The following is a 14,162-nucleotide window of genomic DNA, read 5'->3' as shown; positions in this document are numbered from 1 at the left end:
TGAAGGGCGACGACCGATGAGCACCCCCACCCCCAAAGACCCGAGCGTCACCCCGACGTCCCCGCCCCGCCCCGGCCCCCGTCCCGGCCCGCGTCCCGGCCCGCGTCCCGGTCCGCGACCGGGTCCCCGCCCCGGTCCGACGGCCGGCGCGCATCCGCCCGTGGCCGTGCACCACGTCGAGCTCGGCGATCCGCACGCGTTCGGCCGCATCGACGAGGACGGGACGGTCTGGCGCAAGACCGCCGACGGGGAGCGCCCGATCGGTTCCTGGCAGGCCGGCACGGTCGAGGAGGGCATGGCGCACTTCGCTCGCAAGTTCGCCGACCTGGCCACCGAGACCGAGATCCTCGAGGAGCGTCTCGACGCCGCGGGTGATCCCGGCAAGACGCAGGAAGCCGCCGCCCATCTGCTCGAGCAACTTCCCGACGCCGCTGCGCTCGGCGACCTCGACGGTCTCGCCAAGCGCCTGACGTCGATCGTCGAACGGGCCGGCACCCGCACCGGCGAGGCCGTGGCGCACCACGACGCGGTCCGGACCGAGTCGCTGACCCGCAAGGACGAACTGGCCACCGAGGCCGAGGCCATCGGCGCCGAGTCCACGCAGTGGAAGCACGGCGGCGACCGCCTGCGCGCCATCCTGGAGGAGTGGAAGACCATCAAGGGCGTCGACCGCAAGGCCGACGACGCCCTGTGGAAGCGGTACTCGCGCGCCCGGGACGCCTTCAATCGTCGGCGCGGCGCCCACTTCGCCGAGCTCGACCGCGAACGCGCCGTGGTCAAGGCCCGCAAGGAAGAGCTGATCGCCGAGGCGGAAGCACTGTCCGGTTCCACCGACTGGGCGCAGACCGCGGCCCGCTACCGCGATCTGCTGACCCAGTGGAAGGCGGCCGGCCGGGCGCCCCGGGATGCCGATGATGCCCTGTGGGCCCGTTTCAAGGCCGCACAGGACGTGTTCTTCGGAGCGCGCAACGCCGTGAACTCCGAACGGGACGCCGAGTTCGAGAAGAACGGTGAGGCCAAGGCCGCGCTGCTCGACGAGGCCGAGAAGACGATCCGACCGGCCGACGATCTGGAGGCCGCGCGTCGGGCCTTCCGGACCTTCCGGGACCGCTGGGAAGAGATCGGCATGGTGCCGCGGGACAAGATGAGTGTGCTCGAGGGCCGCGTCCGCGCCCTGGAGAAGCGCATCCGCGAGGCCGAGGACAGCGCGTGGCAGCGCACCGATCCCGAGGCCCTGGCCCGGGTGGCGCAGTTCGCCGAACGGGCCGCCAAGCTCACCGAACAGGCCGACAAGGCCGCCGCCGCGGGCAAGGACAAGCAGGCGGCGGACCTGCGCGCCCAGGCGACGCAGTGGGACGAGTGGGCGCAGGCGGCCAAGTCAGCGGTCAACGACCGCTGACCCGCCGCGTCTACTGCGTGGGCTGCTCGCCGCCCGCGTCGTCGGCTTCGGTCGGCGACGCCGGGTGCTGCGTGCGCCCGGGCACACCGGACTCGCGACGATCCCGCAGGGCCTGGTAGAAGGCTTCGGCGATCGCCGCCTGCTGACGACGTTCGTCCTCCAGGGCGAGTTGGTAGGTGCTGCGCGCCCAGACCACCCGCGACCAGTGGAAGGTCAGCACGATGACCACCGCCCAGCCCAGCAGCAGGCCGGCACCGGCACCGCTCGGCGGCTCCAGGCCGCCGACCCCGGTGGTGTTGCGCGTCCAGATGGCGAGCATGCCCGCCACCGCGGCCACCGCGCAGCCGCACAGCGCGATCCAGGCCAGCACCCAGCGTCGGGTGGCCAGCGCCAGCATCGAGACGGCGACACCGAAGACGGCCAGCAGCCACACGAAGATCTGCGACGGCAGCGCGATGCGCTCCGCGTCGGCGTCGGGCGCGTTGGTCAGCACCTCCAGGCCGCTCGCCGAACCGGCGTGCATGAGCAGCAGGGACACCATGGCCAGCAGCACGCAGACGGCCACCACCATGCCGCGGGCACCGGGATCGATCTCCCCGGCGACCTTGCGCTCGGCCTTCGACAGATCCTTCTCATAGGCCCGCAGGGCCTCGCGGTCCCGGCTCGGTTGATCGCTCATCAGCTGTTCGCTCCTGTCATCGTCGCTCCCGCACCGCAAGCGTTCACCGGCTCCGGGACGTCCTTGCGCCCCAGGGTCGGCAAACCCAGCCCCACGCCGACCGGCGCGGTGGTCGGGGTGGATCCTTGTTCAAAACTGTCACCGGCGCGCGTCCGTCGGTGCGCGGTGATGCCGCCGTCGGCCATCAGGTGGAAGGGCGCCGCCGCCGTGATGCGGGTGTGCACCACATCGCCCGGACGAATCCCACCCGAGACTGCCCCGGTCGGCTCGAAATGCACCAGGCGACCGTCGCGGGCACGGCCGCTCATCCGTCCGGTCGCGGAGTTCTTCCGGCCGTCGGCGACCACCAGCAGCTCCACGTCGGTGCCGATCAGCGCCTCGTTGGCCTCCAGGCAGATGCCCTCCTGCAGGGCGATCAGCCGCTGATAGCGGTCGGCCACCACGTCCGGCGGCACCTGGTCGGGCATGGTCGCCGCCGGGGTGCCCGGTCGCGGCGAGTACTGGAAGGTGAAGGCGCTGGTGAACCGGGCGGCCTCGACCACCTCCAGCGTCTGCTGGAAGTCCTCCTCGGTCTCGCCCGGGAAGCCCACGATGATGTCGGTGGTGATGGCGGCATCGGGCATCGCCGCGCGCACCCGGTCGAGGATGCCGAGGAACTTGCTGCGCCGATAGCTGCGCCGCATGGCCCGCAGGATCCGATCCGATCCGGACTGCAGCGGCATGTGCAGTTGCGGACAGATGTTGGGCGTTTGCGCCATCGCATCGATCACATCGTCGGTGAACTCGGCCGGATGCGGTGAGGTGAACCGCACCCGTTCGAGGCCGTCGATCTTTCCGCAGGCGCGCAGCAGATCCGCGAAAGCGCCGCGGTCGCGCGGAATCTCCGGATCGGCGAAGGACATGCCGTAGGCGTTGACGTTCTGCCCGAGCAGCGTCACCTCGAGCACCCCCTGATCCACCAGGGCCTGCACCTCGGCCAGCACATCGCCGGGACGGCGATCGACCTCCTTGCCGCGCAGCGACGGCACGATGCAGAAGGTGCACGTGTTGTTGCAGCCGACCGAGACCGACACCCAGCCCGCGTAGGCCGATTCGCGTTTGGCCGGCAGCGTGGAGGGGAAGGCCTCCAGCGACTCCAGGATCTCCACCTGGGCCGCCTCATTGTGTCGGGCGCGCTCGAGCAGCACCGGCAGCGAACCGATGTTGTGTGTGCCGAAGACCACATCCACCCACGGCGCCTTCGCCAGCACGGTGTCCTTGTCCTTCTGCGCCAGGCAGCCGCCGACCGCGATCTGCATGCGGGGCCGCTGCTTCTTCACCGGCGCGAGCGCCGACAGGTTGCCGTACAGCTTGTTGTCGGCGTTCTCCCGGATGGCGCAGGTGTTGAAGACCACCAGGTCGGCTTCGGTGTCCGGTTCGGCGCGCACGTATCCGGCGTCCTCCAGGAGTCCGGAGATCCGCTCGGAGTCGTGCACGTTCATCTGGCAGCCGTAGGTACGTACCGCGTAGGAACGCGCGGGGTCGTCGAGGGCACTACTCACCCCTCCAGGGTACGGCCCCGGGCAAATCAGCCAGCCGCGCCGTGAGGCAAATCCCAACGAAAGTGCCCCCCGACACTTAGGCCTTATGACTACGTCGCGGGAGACCCCCATGATCGCCATGCAAGACGTGCAGAAGCATTACGGCGACCTGCATGTGCTCAAGGACATCAACCTGTCGATCCCGAAAGGCCAGGTGGTCGTCGTGCTCGGGCCGTCGGGCTCGGGCAAGTCCACGCTGTGCCGCACCATCAACCGGCTGGAGCCGATCGACAGCGGCGAGATCCTGATCGAGGGCGAAGTCCTGCCCGCCGAGGGACGCGACCTGGCGCGGCTGCGGTCGGACGTCGGCATGGTCTTCCAGTCGTTCAACCTGTTCGCGCACAAGACGATCCTGCAGAACGTCACCCTGGGCCCCACCAAGGTCCGCAAGATGAACAAGGCCGACGCCCAGAAGCGGGCGATCGAGCTGCTCGACCGCGTCGGCGTGGCCTCGCAGAAGGACAAGTACCCGGCGCAGCTGTCCGGCGGCCAGCAGCAGCGCGTGGCCATCGCTCGCTCCCTGGCGATGGCTCCCAAGGTGATGCTGTTCGACGAGCCCACCTCCGCGCTGGACCCAGAGATGGTCTCCGAGGTGCTGGACGTGATGGTGTCCCTGGCTCGCGAGGGCATGACCATGGTGGTGGTGACCCACGAGATGGGCTTCGCCCGCAAGGCGGCCGATCGGATCCTGTTCATGGCCGACGGCGAGCTCGTCGAGGACACCGATCCGGAGAGCTTCTTCTCGGCCCCGAAGTCCGAGCGCGCACGCGACTTCCTGTCCAAGATCCTGGGTCACTGACATGCACACACCCGTCCGCACCCCCACCCGTCACCGCACCGCCCGCGTGCGCCGGTTCGCCGCGCTGGGCGCGGTGCTGACCCTCGTCGGCGTCGTGCTCACCGCCTGCGGCAACACCGGCCCCCGCGACCTGCTGGCCAGCATCCGCTCCGGCAACGTGGTCCTGGGCACCAAGTTCGATCAGCCGGGGCTGGGCCTGCAGAATCCCGGCGGCGCCATCACCGGCTTCGATGCGACCGTCTCGACCTACGTGGTCAACCGGCTCGCCGACCAGATGGGCGTACCGCACCCGTCGATCACGTGGAAGGAGACCCCGTCGGCCCAGCGTGAGACCTTCATCCGCAACGGCGAGGTCGACACCATCGCCGCCACGTACTCCATCACCAAGAACCGCATGAAGGACGTCGACTTCGCCGGCCCCTACTTCGTCACCTACCAGGGCCTGCTGGTCCGCGACGACGACAAGAACCTCAACTCGCTGGCGGATCTGCGCGGGAAGAAGCTCTGCTCGGTGGCCGGTTCCACCCCCGCCCAGAACGTGAAGAACCTGCTGCCCGACGTGCAGTTGCAGGAGTACGACTCCTACTCGTCGTGCGTGGAGGCGCTGCGTCGCGACAAGGTCGACGCGATGACCACCGACGAGGTGATTCTGGCCGGTTACGCCAACCGCTGGCCCGGCGAGTTCCGCCTGGTGCCGATGACCTACCCGAGTGACGTGTGCGTCAAGAAGGCGTGGAAGACCGCCGGCACCCCGTTCTCCACCGAGTACTACGGGATCGGCATGGCCAAGGAGTTCCCCGAGGCGGTGCAGCAGGTCAACGACGCGTTGACGGCCATGCTCGAGGTTCCCGCCGGTCAGCGCTACTCCCCCTGGGAGCAGAGCCTGCGCGATCAGCTCGGCGACCAGACCGTCGACGAGATGATCGCCCGCGCCGACGCGCCCGACTCCCACTACGTGTTCACCCCGACGCCCGGCGACCTGAGCTTCCTCGACGCAGCTTCGACGCCGTGCCCGGAAGGAGCGAAATAGATGAGCGACCTCTGGCAGGAGATGGGGCCACAGCTGTGGCCGGCCTTCTGGCTCACCATCCAATTGACCTTCTGGTCGGCGATCGGCGCCCTCATCCTGGGCGTGCTGCTGGCCGGCATGAAGGTGTCTCCGGTTCCGGTGATGCGGTGGTTCGCGACCACCTTCGTCAACGTGGTCCGTAACACCCCCCTCACCCTGATCATCCTGCTCTGTTCGGTGGGCCTGTATCAGAACCTCGGCCTCACCCTGGCCCAGGACAACGCGAGCTTCATCGCCAACAACAACTTCCGGCTCGCGGTGCTCGGCTTCATCGTCTACACATCGACCTTCGTCGCCGAGACCCTGCGCGCCGGCTTCAACACCGTCCCGCTGGGCCAGGCCGAGGCCGCGCGCTCCATCGGGCTCAACTTCTCGCAGACCTTCTCCCTGGTGGTCCTGCCCCAGGCGCTGCGTTCGGTGATCGCCCCGATGGGATCGGTGCTGATCGCCTTGACCAAGAACACCACCATCGCCTCGATGATCGGCGTGGGCGAAGCAGCGCTGCTGATGAAGGAGGAACTGGAGAACTTCTCCGATCAGATCCTCGTCATCTTCGCGATCTTCGCGATCGGATTCATGATCATCACGCTCGCCGAGGGTGCTCTCTTCGGCTGGGCGGCCAAGCGTTGGGCGGTGAAGCGATGAGCACGCACGCAACAGTCCTGTACGACTCTCCCGGACCGAAGGCCCGGATCCGCAACCGGATCATCGCGCTGGTCTTCGGCGTCGCGGTGATCGCCCTGGTCACCTGGATCGTCCTGGTGCTGGCCGACAACGGGCAGCTGACCGCCGAGAAGTGGGAGCCGTTCGTTCAGGGCTCCACCTGGACCACCTGGCTCCTGCCCGGACTCTGGGGCACCATCAAGGCAGCGGCCCTGTCGATCGTGCTGGCGGTGATCGTCGGCACCCTGCTCGGCATCGGACGACTGTCCGATCACGCCTGGGTGCGGGTGCCCTCGGCGATCCTGGTCGAGGGTTTCCGGGCCATCCCAGTGCTGATCCTGATCTACTTCCTGTACTTCATGTTCGCCGCGTACGCGCTGTTCCCGTCCTCGCAACTGGCGTTCGCCGCCGTCGTGATCAGTCTGACGATCTACAACGGCTCGGTGATCGCCGAGATTCTGCGCGCCGGTATCCAGTCGCTGCCGAACGGACAGACCGAGGCGGCCAAGGCGATCGGTCTGCGCAAGGCGCAGACGATGTGGCTGATCCTGCTGCCGCAGGCGGTCACCGCGATGCTGCCGGCCCTGGTGGCCCAGATGGTCATCGCGCTCAAGGACAGCGCCCTGGGCTACGCCATCGGCTACATCGAAGTGGTGCGTTCGGGCATGAAGGCCGGCTCGTACTTCGGCAACTACCTGCCGTCGCTGCTGGTGGTGGCCGCCGTGATGATCATCATCAACTTCTGCCTCACCGGACTGGCCAACCTGCTGGAGAAGCGTCTGCGCAGCGGTCGCCGCCAGACCGACGCGCCGGACCCCGACGTCGCCGACCTGCGCGCGATGGAGAACGTTCCGGGCTACAGCGGCACCGGCCACAAGCCGCGGCTGAACCACCCCGACCGGCAGTTCTGACGGGCTCAGGCGTCTGGGACTCAGGCGCCTGGGGCCCCCTGCCGGAGCGTCTCGGCGACCACCGACGAGACCATCTCCGGGGGGAAGCCCCGGCGCCCGAGCAGGCCTGCCAGCCGGCGGTAGGCCTTGGCCCGGTCGTCCCGATCGGACAGGTCCAGCGACGACGAGGCCAGCTTCTTGGCCGCCAGGGTCATCGCCTGCGCGCGTTCGTCCTCCGGGTCGATCTCGGCCAGGGCGGTGTCGATGGTCTCCTCGTCGACGCCCTTGGTGCGCAGTTCCCGGCGCAGCGCCACCCGACCGCGCCCGGAGTACCGGTGCCGCGACTGCACCCATTCGTGGGCGAACTCGTCGTCGTCGAGCAGCCCGGACTCGGCCAGCCGGTCCAGCACGTCGGCGATGACGTCCTCGTCGAACTCGCGGCGCGCCAGGCGCTCGGCGATTTCGGCACGACTGCGGGCCCGCACGCCGAGAAGTCGCAGTGCGACATCCCAGGCGGACGGGCCCGTGCGGTCGGACACGGAACGGTCCGTCACTCGGATCAGAAGTCGACCGGCGCCGGCACCGGCTCGTCCAGGTCGGCCAGGTTCGGTCCGATACCCAGCTTGCTCTTGATCTTCAGCTCGATCTCGGCGGCGATGTCCGGGTTCTCCAGCAGGAACTTGCGGGCGTTCTCCTTGCCCTGACCCAGCTGGTCGCCCTCGTAGGTGAACCACGAGCCCGACTTGCGGATGAAGCCCTCGGCCACCCCGAGGTCGATCAGCGAGCCTTCGCGGCTGATGCCGTGGCCGTAGAGGATGTCGAACTCGGCCTGCTTGAACGGCGGAGCGACCTTGTTCTTGACCACCTTGACGCGGGTGCGGTTGCCCACCGCGTCGGTGCCGTCCTTGAGCGTCTCGATGCGACGCACGTCCAGGCGCACCGAGGCGTAGAACTTCAGCGCCTTACCGCCGGTCGTGGTCTCCGGCGAACCGAACATCACGCCGATCTTCTCGCGGAGCTGGTTGATGAAGATCGCGGTGGTGTTCGAGTTGTTCAGCCCCGAGGTCATCTTGCGCAGCGCCTGGCTCATGAGGCGGGCCTGCAGACCGACGTGGCTGTCGCCCATCTCGCCCTCGATCTCGGCCTTGGGCACCAGCGCGGCCACCGAGTCGATCACCAGGATGTCGAGCGCGCCGGAGCGGATCAGCATGTCGGCGATCTCCAGCGCCTGCTCGCCGGTGTCCGGCTGGGACACCAGCAGCGCGTCGACGTCGACGCCCAGCTTGGCGGCGTATTCGGGGTCCAGCGCGTGCTCGGCGTCGATGAACGCGGCCAGTCCGCCCGCGGCCTGCGCATTGGCGACCGCGTGCAGCGCCACCGTGGTCTTACCCGACGATTCCGGACCGTAGACCTCCACCACGCGGCCGCGGGGCAGACCGCCCACACCGAGCGCGATGTCCAGGGCCACCGAACCGGTCGGAATCACTTCCATCGGCGGGCGATTCTCTTCGCCCAGTCGCATGACCGAGCCCTTGCCGTAGTTCTTCTCGATCTGCGCGAGTGCCAGGTCGAGTGCTTTCTGGCGATCCGCCGAAACTGCCATGGTCTTTGCTCGATTCTTCTGCTTGCCGGTCATGTCCCCAGGGTAGGTCGCGCCTCGGACAATCGTGCTGTCCGCAGTGACCCGCGGTAGTAGTTAGACGCTTCGGGGCGCCGTTCGGTTCCCCTCCAGGATCAACGAACAGGTGTTCGAGCGCAAGTCGACACGCCGTTACCAGCGCTCCGGCGGCACGTCGAACTCTCGGCAGAGCGCCCGCCACACGATCCGGGGATCCACGCCCTCGTCGATGGCCGCCGCACCGGTGCGGCCGCCGAGCTCCAGGATCGCGTAGTCCACCAGCATCGCGTCGGCCGCCCGCCGACCGAACTCGGTGTACATGAACTCGGTGAACTCGGTCAGTCGCATGCGTGCACCCGCTTCCGCTCGTCGAGAATTCGCTGCGCCTGCGCCACCGGATCGGTCGTCTGCCGGGCCGTGGCGGCCAGCGCCGTCGCGGCGGCCGCGTACGACGGATCCTCGAGCACCCGGATGATCGCCGCGGTCATCGCTTCCCTGGTCACCGGCCGGATCACTTCCCCGGCTCCCGCGCGTCCGACACGGTTGGCCAGCTCCCACTGGTCGCCGCCGCCGGGCACCACCACCACCGGCACCCGCGCCGACAGCGCCTTGGCCAGCAGTCCGTGCCCGCCGCCGCAGATCACCAGGTCGGCGTCGGCCAGCAGCAGGTCCTGCCTGCCCAGCCCGGACACCAGACCGTCGGGCAGTGCATCCGCCTCGGCGGGCTGCGTCAACCCCGAGAAGACCACGCGCGGCGCACCGCGCCCCCAGGCGCCGGGGCGCTGCAGTTCGGCGAGCGCGGCGAAGGCCACCGGGGTGAGCTCGTCCGAACCCGATTCGGCGGTGGAGGGGCAGACCACCACCAGGGGGCCGTCCCCCGGCGGCACGGTGAACTCGTCGTCGGTCGGTTCGAAGAGGCAGGGCCCGATCAGGTGGGTGCGTGCGGGCCAGTCCGGACGCGGCTCCTCCAACCCGGGCAGGGTCGCCACGAACCGGGCCGACGGCGCAGGCACCGGCGGCAGCCCGATGCCGCGGCGGGCCCGGGCACGTTGGGCCCGGCCGCGAGCCTGTGAGCGGGCGCCGAGACCGCGCAGCAGGCGGTCGCGCTGTCGTCCGCGCCAGCCGCGGCCGACGGCCATCCCGGCGCCGATCGGCGGCAGCCCGCGCGACTGGTCGTACAGCACATGCGAAGACATCTCGATCCACGGCACACCGATCAGCTCGGCGGCCCAGCCACCGGCCAGCGTGATGGAGTCGCTGACCACCAGATCGAAGCCGTCGAGGGCGAGCAGCGGCGCGAGTTCGAGCGCCATGCGTGCGGCCCGCACACTGAGCTTGGCCCCCGCATCGGAGTCGTCCTCGCCGGGACGGGCCGCCAGGCCCGGCAGGTCACGGACGACGAGGCCCCGACGTGCCGCGGCTTCCTCCCACCGGGTCCCGGTGTAGACGACGCAGTCGTGACCGGCGGCGGCGAAGGCCGACGCCAGTCCGAGGCTGGACAGGGCGTGGCCGGCATCGGAGCCGGCCACGAAGGCGATCCGGCTCAGTGGCCGGCCTGCCCCTGCTGTTCGGGCTCGCCGGACTCCACCTGCGCCTGCGCGGGTGCGGCGGGCAGGCCCATGCTGGCGCGGATCTGCTCGAGGCGGGCGTGCCCGGCCATCTGCACGCTGGCCTGCTCCACCTCGATCATCCGACCGCTCACCGAGTCCTGGGCGAGCTCAGCCGAACCGAGGGCGTTGGCGTAGCGGCGCTCGATCTTCTCGCGCACCTGATCCAGGCTGGGGGTGTTCCCCGGTGCGGTCAGCTCGCTCATCTGGTTCAGAGAGGCGCTCACCTGCTCCTGCATCTTGGCCTGCTCCAGCTGGCCGAGCAGCTTGGTGCGTTCGTCCAGCTTGCCCTTGAGGATCACCGCGTTGCGTTCGACGGCCTGCTTGGCCGAGGCCGCCGCGTTGAGCGACTGGTCGTGCAGCACCTTCAGGTCTTCCACGCTCTGCTCGGCGGTGACCAGCTGGGCGGCGAACGCCTCGGCGGCGTTGGTGTACTCGGTGGTCTTGCGCGCGTCGCCGGCGGACGCGGCCTGATCGGCCAGCGTCAACGCCTGACGGACGTTGCCCTGCAACTGCTCGATCTTCTCCAGCTGGCGGTTCAACCGCATCTCGACCTGGCGCTGATTGCCGATGACGGCCGCGGCCTGCTTCGACAGCGCCTCGTGCTGACGCTGCGCGTCGCCGATCGCCTGCTCGATCTGGATGCGCGGGTCGGCGCGCTGGTCGATCGTGTCATTGCCCCAGGCGGTCAGGTAACGCCACAGCTTCACGAATGGGTTGGCCATTTTCGTCAGATTCCCTTGCTGGTCGAACGATTGTCGGTCGGGCGATGGTCGGGTTCCGCGCCGCGGGTCAGGCGGCGGCGAGCGCGCCGCCGGCACCGCCGGCGAGCGGGTCGGTCGGCACCACTTCGATGACCGGCGGGGTCATCGTGCGGCCGACCTCGGTCAGCACGGTGCCGACGGGGACTTCGAGTGCCACGCAGATGGCGGCGAGGAGCTCGCTGGAGGCTTCCTTCTGCCCGCGTTCCACCTCGGACAGATACCCGAGCGACACCCGCGCCGAGGTCGATACCTCGCGCAGAGTGCGTCCCTGATCCATTCGAAGTCGGCGCAATTCGTCACCGAGCGCCTCCCGCAGCAGTAAAGCCAACGACCGCTCCTTCTCGCTGTGTCTTGCAGTCTTCTTGTCTGTCGACCCTATCGGAATTTTCGATACGGCGTCGACGGGAATCGCGCGCGTCGGTCAGTCCGAAAGCGTCGCCGTCCGGCGCAGCACCGTCGCCCGCCAGACGTAGTCCAGCCCGGTCAGCACGGTGACCGCCACTGCCGCGTACAGGATCCACAGCGCCACGTCGAAGGCCACTCCGGTCAGCGGCAGCACCAGAAGACCACAGCCCACCGACTGCAGCAGCGTCTTGATCTTGCCGCCTTGGCTGGCCGCGATCACTCCGTGCCGCACCACCCACAAGCGCAGCAGCGTCACGCCGAGTTCGCGGACCAGGATCACCACGGTCACCCACCACGGCACGCTGCCCAGCACGGACAGACCCAGCAGGGCCGCACCGATCAGTGCCTTGTCGGCAATCGGGTCGGCGAGCTTGCCGAAGTCGGTCACCAGTCCCCACGACCGCGCGATGCGCCCGTCGAGCTGATCGGTGATCGCCGCGACGGCGAAGATCACGAAGGCCGCGATGCGCCAGGGGGTCTCGGTGCCGTCGGCCACGAACAGGACCACCAGGAACACCGGCACGAGGACGATCCGGAACACCGTCAACCCATTGGCCACGTTGAGCACGGGAACCGCGGGCAGCGGCGATTGCGCCTGTGGAAGTGGGTCGGTCACACCGTCAGACTATCGGCCCCGGTTCGCGCCCGTCGCCGCGGGATGCCCGGACCGGTCTATTGTGTTCTTTCATGTCCACTGCGCAACCGGCCCGCCGTCCCACCGAGACGACCCCGCCGATCGTGCGACGAGCCCGGACCTCGGACGTGATCCGCATCAAGGAACTCGTCGACATCTACGCGGGAGAAATCCTCCTCGGCAAGAACCTGGTGACCCTGTACGAGTCGGTCCAGGAGTTCTGGGTGGCCGAGGTCGACGGCACCGTGGTCGGCTGCGGCGCACTGCATGTCTTCTGGGACGACCTGGGCGAGGTCCGCACCGTGGCGGTCGATCCCGCCGTCGCCGGCCGCGGCGTCGGCCACCACCTGGTCGCCCGCCTGCTGGAGGTGGCGCGGGAACTGGAACTGGCCCGGGTCTTCGTGTTGACCTTCGAGACGGAGTTCTTCGGTCGGCACGGGTTCACCGAGATCGAGGGCACCCCGGTGACCCACGCGGTCTTCGAGGAGATGTGCCGCTCCTACGACACCGGCGTGGCCGAGTTCCTGGACCTGAGCTACGTCAAGCCCAACACCCTGGGCAACACCCGGATGCTCGTCATCCTCTGACACCGGCGAGCAGCGGCCCGGCTAAAGTCGGCGCATGCCGAAATTCGCAGTCGAATACACCTACGGCGCCGCCAAGGCCGCCCTCCGCGACGAACACCGCCCCGTCCACCGCCAGTGGTTGCAGACCTCCTACGAGGCCGGCGACATCCTGCTGGTCGGGCCCTACAGCGACGGTTCCGCCGCGGTGCTGATCGTCGCCGCCGACGACGAACGGGCCGCTGCGCAGCTGATGGCGCAGGACCCGTTCGCGTCAGTAGGCGCCATCGACGCCGTGCGGATCACCGAGTGGAAGCAAGTTTTCGGGCCCTTCGGCGACTGACCACGAGGCTGGCGACGGTGGTCACCACCAGGGTGCCACCGATCACCGCCAGGCTCACCGGGGTGGAGATCTCCGGCACCGCGACGTGTTCGCCGCCGTTGATGAAGCTCAGAGTGTTCTCGTGCAGCGCGTGCAGCACCAGCTTCACACCGATGAAGGCCAGGATCAGCGACAGCCCGTACGACAGGTAGATCAGCTTGTCCAGCAGGCCGCCGAGCAGGAAGTACAGCTGGCGCAGACCCATCAGCGCGAAGGCGTTGGCGGTGAACACCAGGTACGGCTCCTGGGTAAGTCCGTAGATCGCCGGAATCGAGTCCAGCGCGAACAGTACGTCGGTGAAACCGATGACGATCAGCACCATCAGCAGCGGCGTGGCCATCTTCTTGCCGTCGATACGGGTGAACAGCTTGTCGCCGTCGTAGGTGTCGGTGGTCCGCAGGAAACGCTTCGCGAAGCGTTCGATGCGGCCTTCCCGTTCCCGCTCATGCTCCACCGGCTCGCCGCTCTCGGACAGCAGCTTCACGGCCGTCAGCAGCAGGAAGGCGCCGAACAGGTAGAAGACCCAGCTGTAGGCGGCGATGGCCGCCGCGCCGACCGCGATGAAGCCACCGCGCATCACCAGGGCCATCACGATGCCCAGGAGCAGCACCTTCTGCTGGTAGATGCGCGGCACCATGAACTTGGTCATGATCACCACGAAGACGAAGAGGTTGTCCACCGACAACGCCTTCTCGGTGACGAAACCGGCGTAGTACTCCCCGCCGAAGGTGCCGCCCCACTTCCACCAGACGAAACCGCCGAAGGCCAGGGCCAATCCGATGTACACCGCCGACCAGAAGCCGGACTCGCGCAACGTGGGTTCGTGCGGCACACGCACGTGCGAGAAGAAGTCGAAAACGAAGAGCCCGAGGATCACCACACAGGTGATCACCCAGGTGAGTAAGGAAACATCCACGGCAGAACCTCCAGCGCGCGTCACTAAGGAAGCGATGCTGGAGGTCTCTCCCATCCGCGGTGCGGACCGGCGTCCCGGACTGGGCGGTCCCGGTGTGATCGGCACATCGGGACAGCGCAATCGTATTGACGAGATCGCCGTCGGGGGGATACTCCCCTCCTGATCGTTAGATCGATCGTACTCTTCGACGACCG

At 68.6% G+C, this 14,162-nt stretch carries 17 protein-coding genes; 7 read left to right on the top strand and 10 right to left on the bottom strand.

What is annotated here, in order from left to right:
• Positions 1-16 precede the first annotated feature (16 nt).
• Complete coding sequence (locus tag ACFFJD_RS10350) at positions 17-1,399, top strand: DUF349 domain-containing protein (protein WP_382363776.1); 1,383 nt, start codon at positions 17-19, stop codon at positions 1,397-1,399.
• Between the two features lie 10 nt (positions 1,400-1,409).
• On the opposite strand, the gene ACFFJD_RS10345 is transcribed toward ACFFJD_RS10350, so the two are convergent.
• Both ACFFJD_RS10345 and miaB read right to left on the bottom strand, forming a co-directional pair.
• A complete protein-coding gene (locus ACFFJD_RS10345; protein WP_382363775.1) occupies positions 1,410-2,078 on the bottom strand; it encodes an Rv2732c family membrane protein in 669 nt (222 codons plus the stop codon).
• Positions 2,078-3,619 (bottom strand): tRNA (N6-isopentenyl adenosine(37)-C2)-methylthiotransferase MiaB, encoded by a 1,542-nt coding sequence (gene miaB, locus ACFFJD_RS10340; protein WP_382363773.1) that lies wholly within the window; start codon positions 3,617-3,619, stop codon positions 2,078-2,080. The genes ACFFJD_RS10345 and miaB overlap by 1 nt, the downstream gene beginning before the upstream one ends.
• A gap of 109 nt (positions 3,620-3,728) precedes the next feature.
• Here miaB and ACFFJD_RS10335 point away from each other — a divergent pair, with 109 nt between their 5' ends.
• Genes ACFFJD_RS10335 through ACFFJD_RS10320 form a run of 4 tightly spaced genes read left to right on the top strand, consistent with a single transcriptional unit; the run spans position 3,729 to position 7,100 of the window.
• Positions 3,729-4,457 (top strand): amino acid ABC transporter ATP-binding protein, encoded by a 729-nt coding sequence (locus ACFFJD_RS10335; RefSeq protein ID WP_382363771.1) that lies wholly within the window; start codon positions 3,729-3,731, stop codon positions 4,455-4,457.
• A gap of 1 nt (position 4,458) precedes the next feature.
• Complete coding sequence (locus ACFFJD_RS10330) at positions 4,459-5,487, top strand: glutamate ABC transporter substrate-binding protein (RefSeq protein WP_382363769.1); 1,029 nt, start codon at positions 4,459-4,461, stop codon at positions 5,485-5,487.
• Complete coding sequence (locus ACFFJD_RS10325) at positions 5,488-6,171, top strand: amino acid ABC transporter permease (protein WP_382363767.1); 684 nt, start codon at positions 5,488-5,490, stop codon at positions 6,169-6,171.
• Complete coding sequence (locus ACFFJD_RS10320; protein ID WP_382363765.1) at positions 6,168-7,100, top strand: amino acid ABC transporter permease; 933 nt, start codon at positions 6,168-6,170, stop codon at positions 7,098-7,100. Before ACFFJD_RS10325 ends, ACFFJD_RS10320 begins: the two co-directional genes overlap by 4 nt.
• Before the next feature lie 20 nt (positions 7,101-7,120).
• Here ACFFJD_RS10320 and ACFFJD_RS10315 read toward each other — a convergent pair whose 3' ends face one another.
• The 7 genes from ACFFJD_RS10315 to pgsA all read right to left on the bottom strand — a co-directional run bounded on the left by ACFFJD_RS10315 (position 7,121) and on the right by pgsA (position 12,089).
• On the bottom strand, positions 7,121-7,618 hold the full coding sequence (locus tag ACFFJD_RS10315; RefSeq protein WP_382363763.1) for a regulatory protein RecX: 498 nt from the start codon (positions 7,616-7,618) through the stop codon (positions 7,121-7,123).
• A 20-nt stretch (positions 7,619-7,638) separates the two neighbouring features.
• Positions 7,639-8,682, bottom strand: coding sequence for a recombinase RecA (gene recA, locus ACFFJD_RS10310; RefSeq protein WP_345312481.1), 1,044 nt, complete (start codon positions 8,680-8,682; stop codon positions 7,639-7,641).
• Positions 8,683-8,850: 168 nt separating this feature from the next.
• On the bottom strand, positions 8,851-9,045 hold the full coding sequence (locus ACFFJD_RS10305) for a DUF3046 domain-containing protein (RefSeq protein WP_382363761.1): 195 nt from the start codon (positions 9,043-9,045) through the stop codon (positions 8,851-8,853).
• A complete protein-coding gene (locus ACFFJD_RS10300; RefSeq protein WP_382363760.1) occupies positions 9,036-10,226 on the bottom strand; it encodes a glycosyltransferase in 1,191 nt (396 codons plus the stop codon). Before ACFFJD_RS10300 ends, ACFFJD_RS10305 begins: the two co-directional genes overlap by 10 nt.
• Before the next feature lie 14 nt (positions 10,227-10,240).
• Entirely contained in the window at positions 10,241-11,029 is a 789-nt protein-coding gene (locus ACFFJD_RS10295) for a PspA/IM30 family protein (RefSeq protein ID WP_382363758.1), read from the bottom strand.
• A 67-nt stretch (positions 11,030-11,096) separates the two neighbouring features.
• A complete protein-coding gene (locus ACFFJD_RS10290; RefSeq protein ID WP_345312393.1) occupies positions 11,097-11,396 on the bottom strand; it encodes a helix-turn-helix domain-containing protein in 300 nt (99 codons plus the stop codon).
• 93 nt (positions 11,397-11,489) lie between these two features.
• Positions 11,490-12,089 carry a CDP-diacylglycerol--glycerol-3-phosphate 3-phosphatidyltransferase gene (gene pgsA, locus ACFFJD_RS10285; RefSeq protein ID WP_382363756.1) on the bottom strand — a complete coding sequence of 200 codons (600 nt, stop codon included), beginning with the start codon at positions 12,087-12,089 and terminating at the stop codon, positions 11,490-11,492.
• 71 nt (positions 12,090-12,160) lie between these two features.
• Between pgsA and ACFFJD_RS10280 the strand changes: the two genes are divergently transcribed.
• Positions 12,161-12,694 (top strand): amino-acid N-acetyltransferase, encoded by a 534-nt coding sequence (locus tag ACFFJD_RS10280; RefSeq protein WP_345312395.1) that lies wholly within the window; start codon positions 12,161-12,163, stop codon positions 12,692-12,694.
• A gap of 34 nt (positions 12,695-12,728) precedes the next feature.
• Positions 12,729-13,013 (top strand): YciI family protein, encoded by a 285-nt coding sequence (locus ACFFJD_RS10275; protein WP_382363754.1) that lies wholly within the window; start codon positions 12,729-12,731, stop codon positions 13,011-13,013.
• Here ACFFJD_RS10275 and ACFFJD_RS10270 read toward each other — a convergent pair.
• Complete coding sequence (locus ACFFJD_RS10270) at positions 12,973-13,968, bottom strand: TerC family protein (protein WP_345312397.1); 996 nt, start codon at positions 13,966-13,968, stop codon at positions 12,973-12,975. The two genes, ACFFJD_RS10275 and ACFFJD_RS10270, sit on opposite strands and share 41 nt — an antisense overlap.
• Positions 13,969-14,162 lie beyond the last annotated feature (194 nt).

The organism is Gordonia phosphorivorans (genome assembly GCF_042432625.1).
Lineage (GTDB): Bacteria > Actinomycetota > Actinomycetes > Mycobacteriales > Mycobacteriaceae > Gordonia > Gordonia phosphorivorans.
Note: the sequence above shows the minus strand (reverse complement) of the source record. Positions and strands in the feature narration are given on the sequence as shown.

Excerpts from the sequence above, each read along its gene's own strand:
- ACFFJD_RS10350 (WP_382363776.1), top strand. The coding sequence starts at position 17 with ATGAGCACCCCCACCCCCAAAGACCCGAGCGTCACCCCGACGTCCCCG.
- ACFFJD_RS10345 (WP_382363775.1), bottom strand. The coding sequence starts at position 2,078 with ATGAGCGATCAACCGAGCCGGGACCGCGAGGCCCTGCGGGCCTATGAG.
- ACFFJD_RS10335 (WP_382363771.1), top strand. The coding sequence starts at position 3,729 with ATGATCGCCATGCAAGACGTGCAGAAGCATTACGGCGACCTGCATGTG.
- ACFFJD_RS10330 (WP_382363769.1), top strand. The coding sequence starts at position 4,459 with ATGCACACACCCGTCCGCACCCCCACCCGTCACCGCACCGCCCGCGTG.
- ACFFJD_RS10325 (WP_382363767.1), top strand. The coding sequence starts at position 5,488 with ATGAGCGACCTCTGGCAGGAGATGGGGCCACAGCTGTGGCCGGCCTTC.
- ACFFJD_RS10320 (WP_382363765.1), top strand. The coding sequence starts at position 6,168 with ATGAGCACGCACGCAACAGTCCTGTACGACTCTCCCGGACCGAAGGCC.
- recA (WP_345312481.1), bottom strand. The coding sequence starts at position 8,682 with ATGGCAGTTTCGGCGGATCGCCAGAAAGCACTCGACCTGGCACTCGCG.
- ACFFJD_RS10305 (WP_382363761.1), bottom strand. The coding sequence starts at position 9,045 with ATGCGACTGACCGAGTTCACCGAGTTCATGTACACCGAGTTCGGTCGG.
- ACFFJD_RS10295 (WP_382363758.1), bottom strand. The coding sequence starts at position 11,029 with ATGGCCAACCCATTCGTGAAGCTGTGGCGTTACCTGACCGCCTGGGGC.
- ACFFJD_RS10280 (WP_345312395.1), top strand. The coding sequence starts at position 12,161 with ATGTCCACTGCGCAACCGGCCCGCCGTCCCACCGAGACGACCCCGCCG.
- ACFFJD_RS10275 (WP_382363754.1), top strand. The coding sequence starts at position 12,729 with ATGCCGAAATTCGCAGTCGAATACACCTACGGCGCCGCCAAGGCCGCC.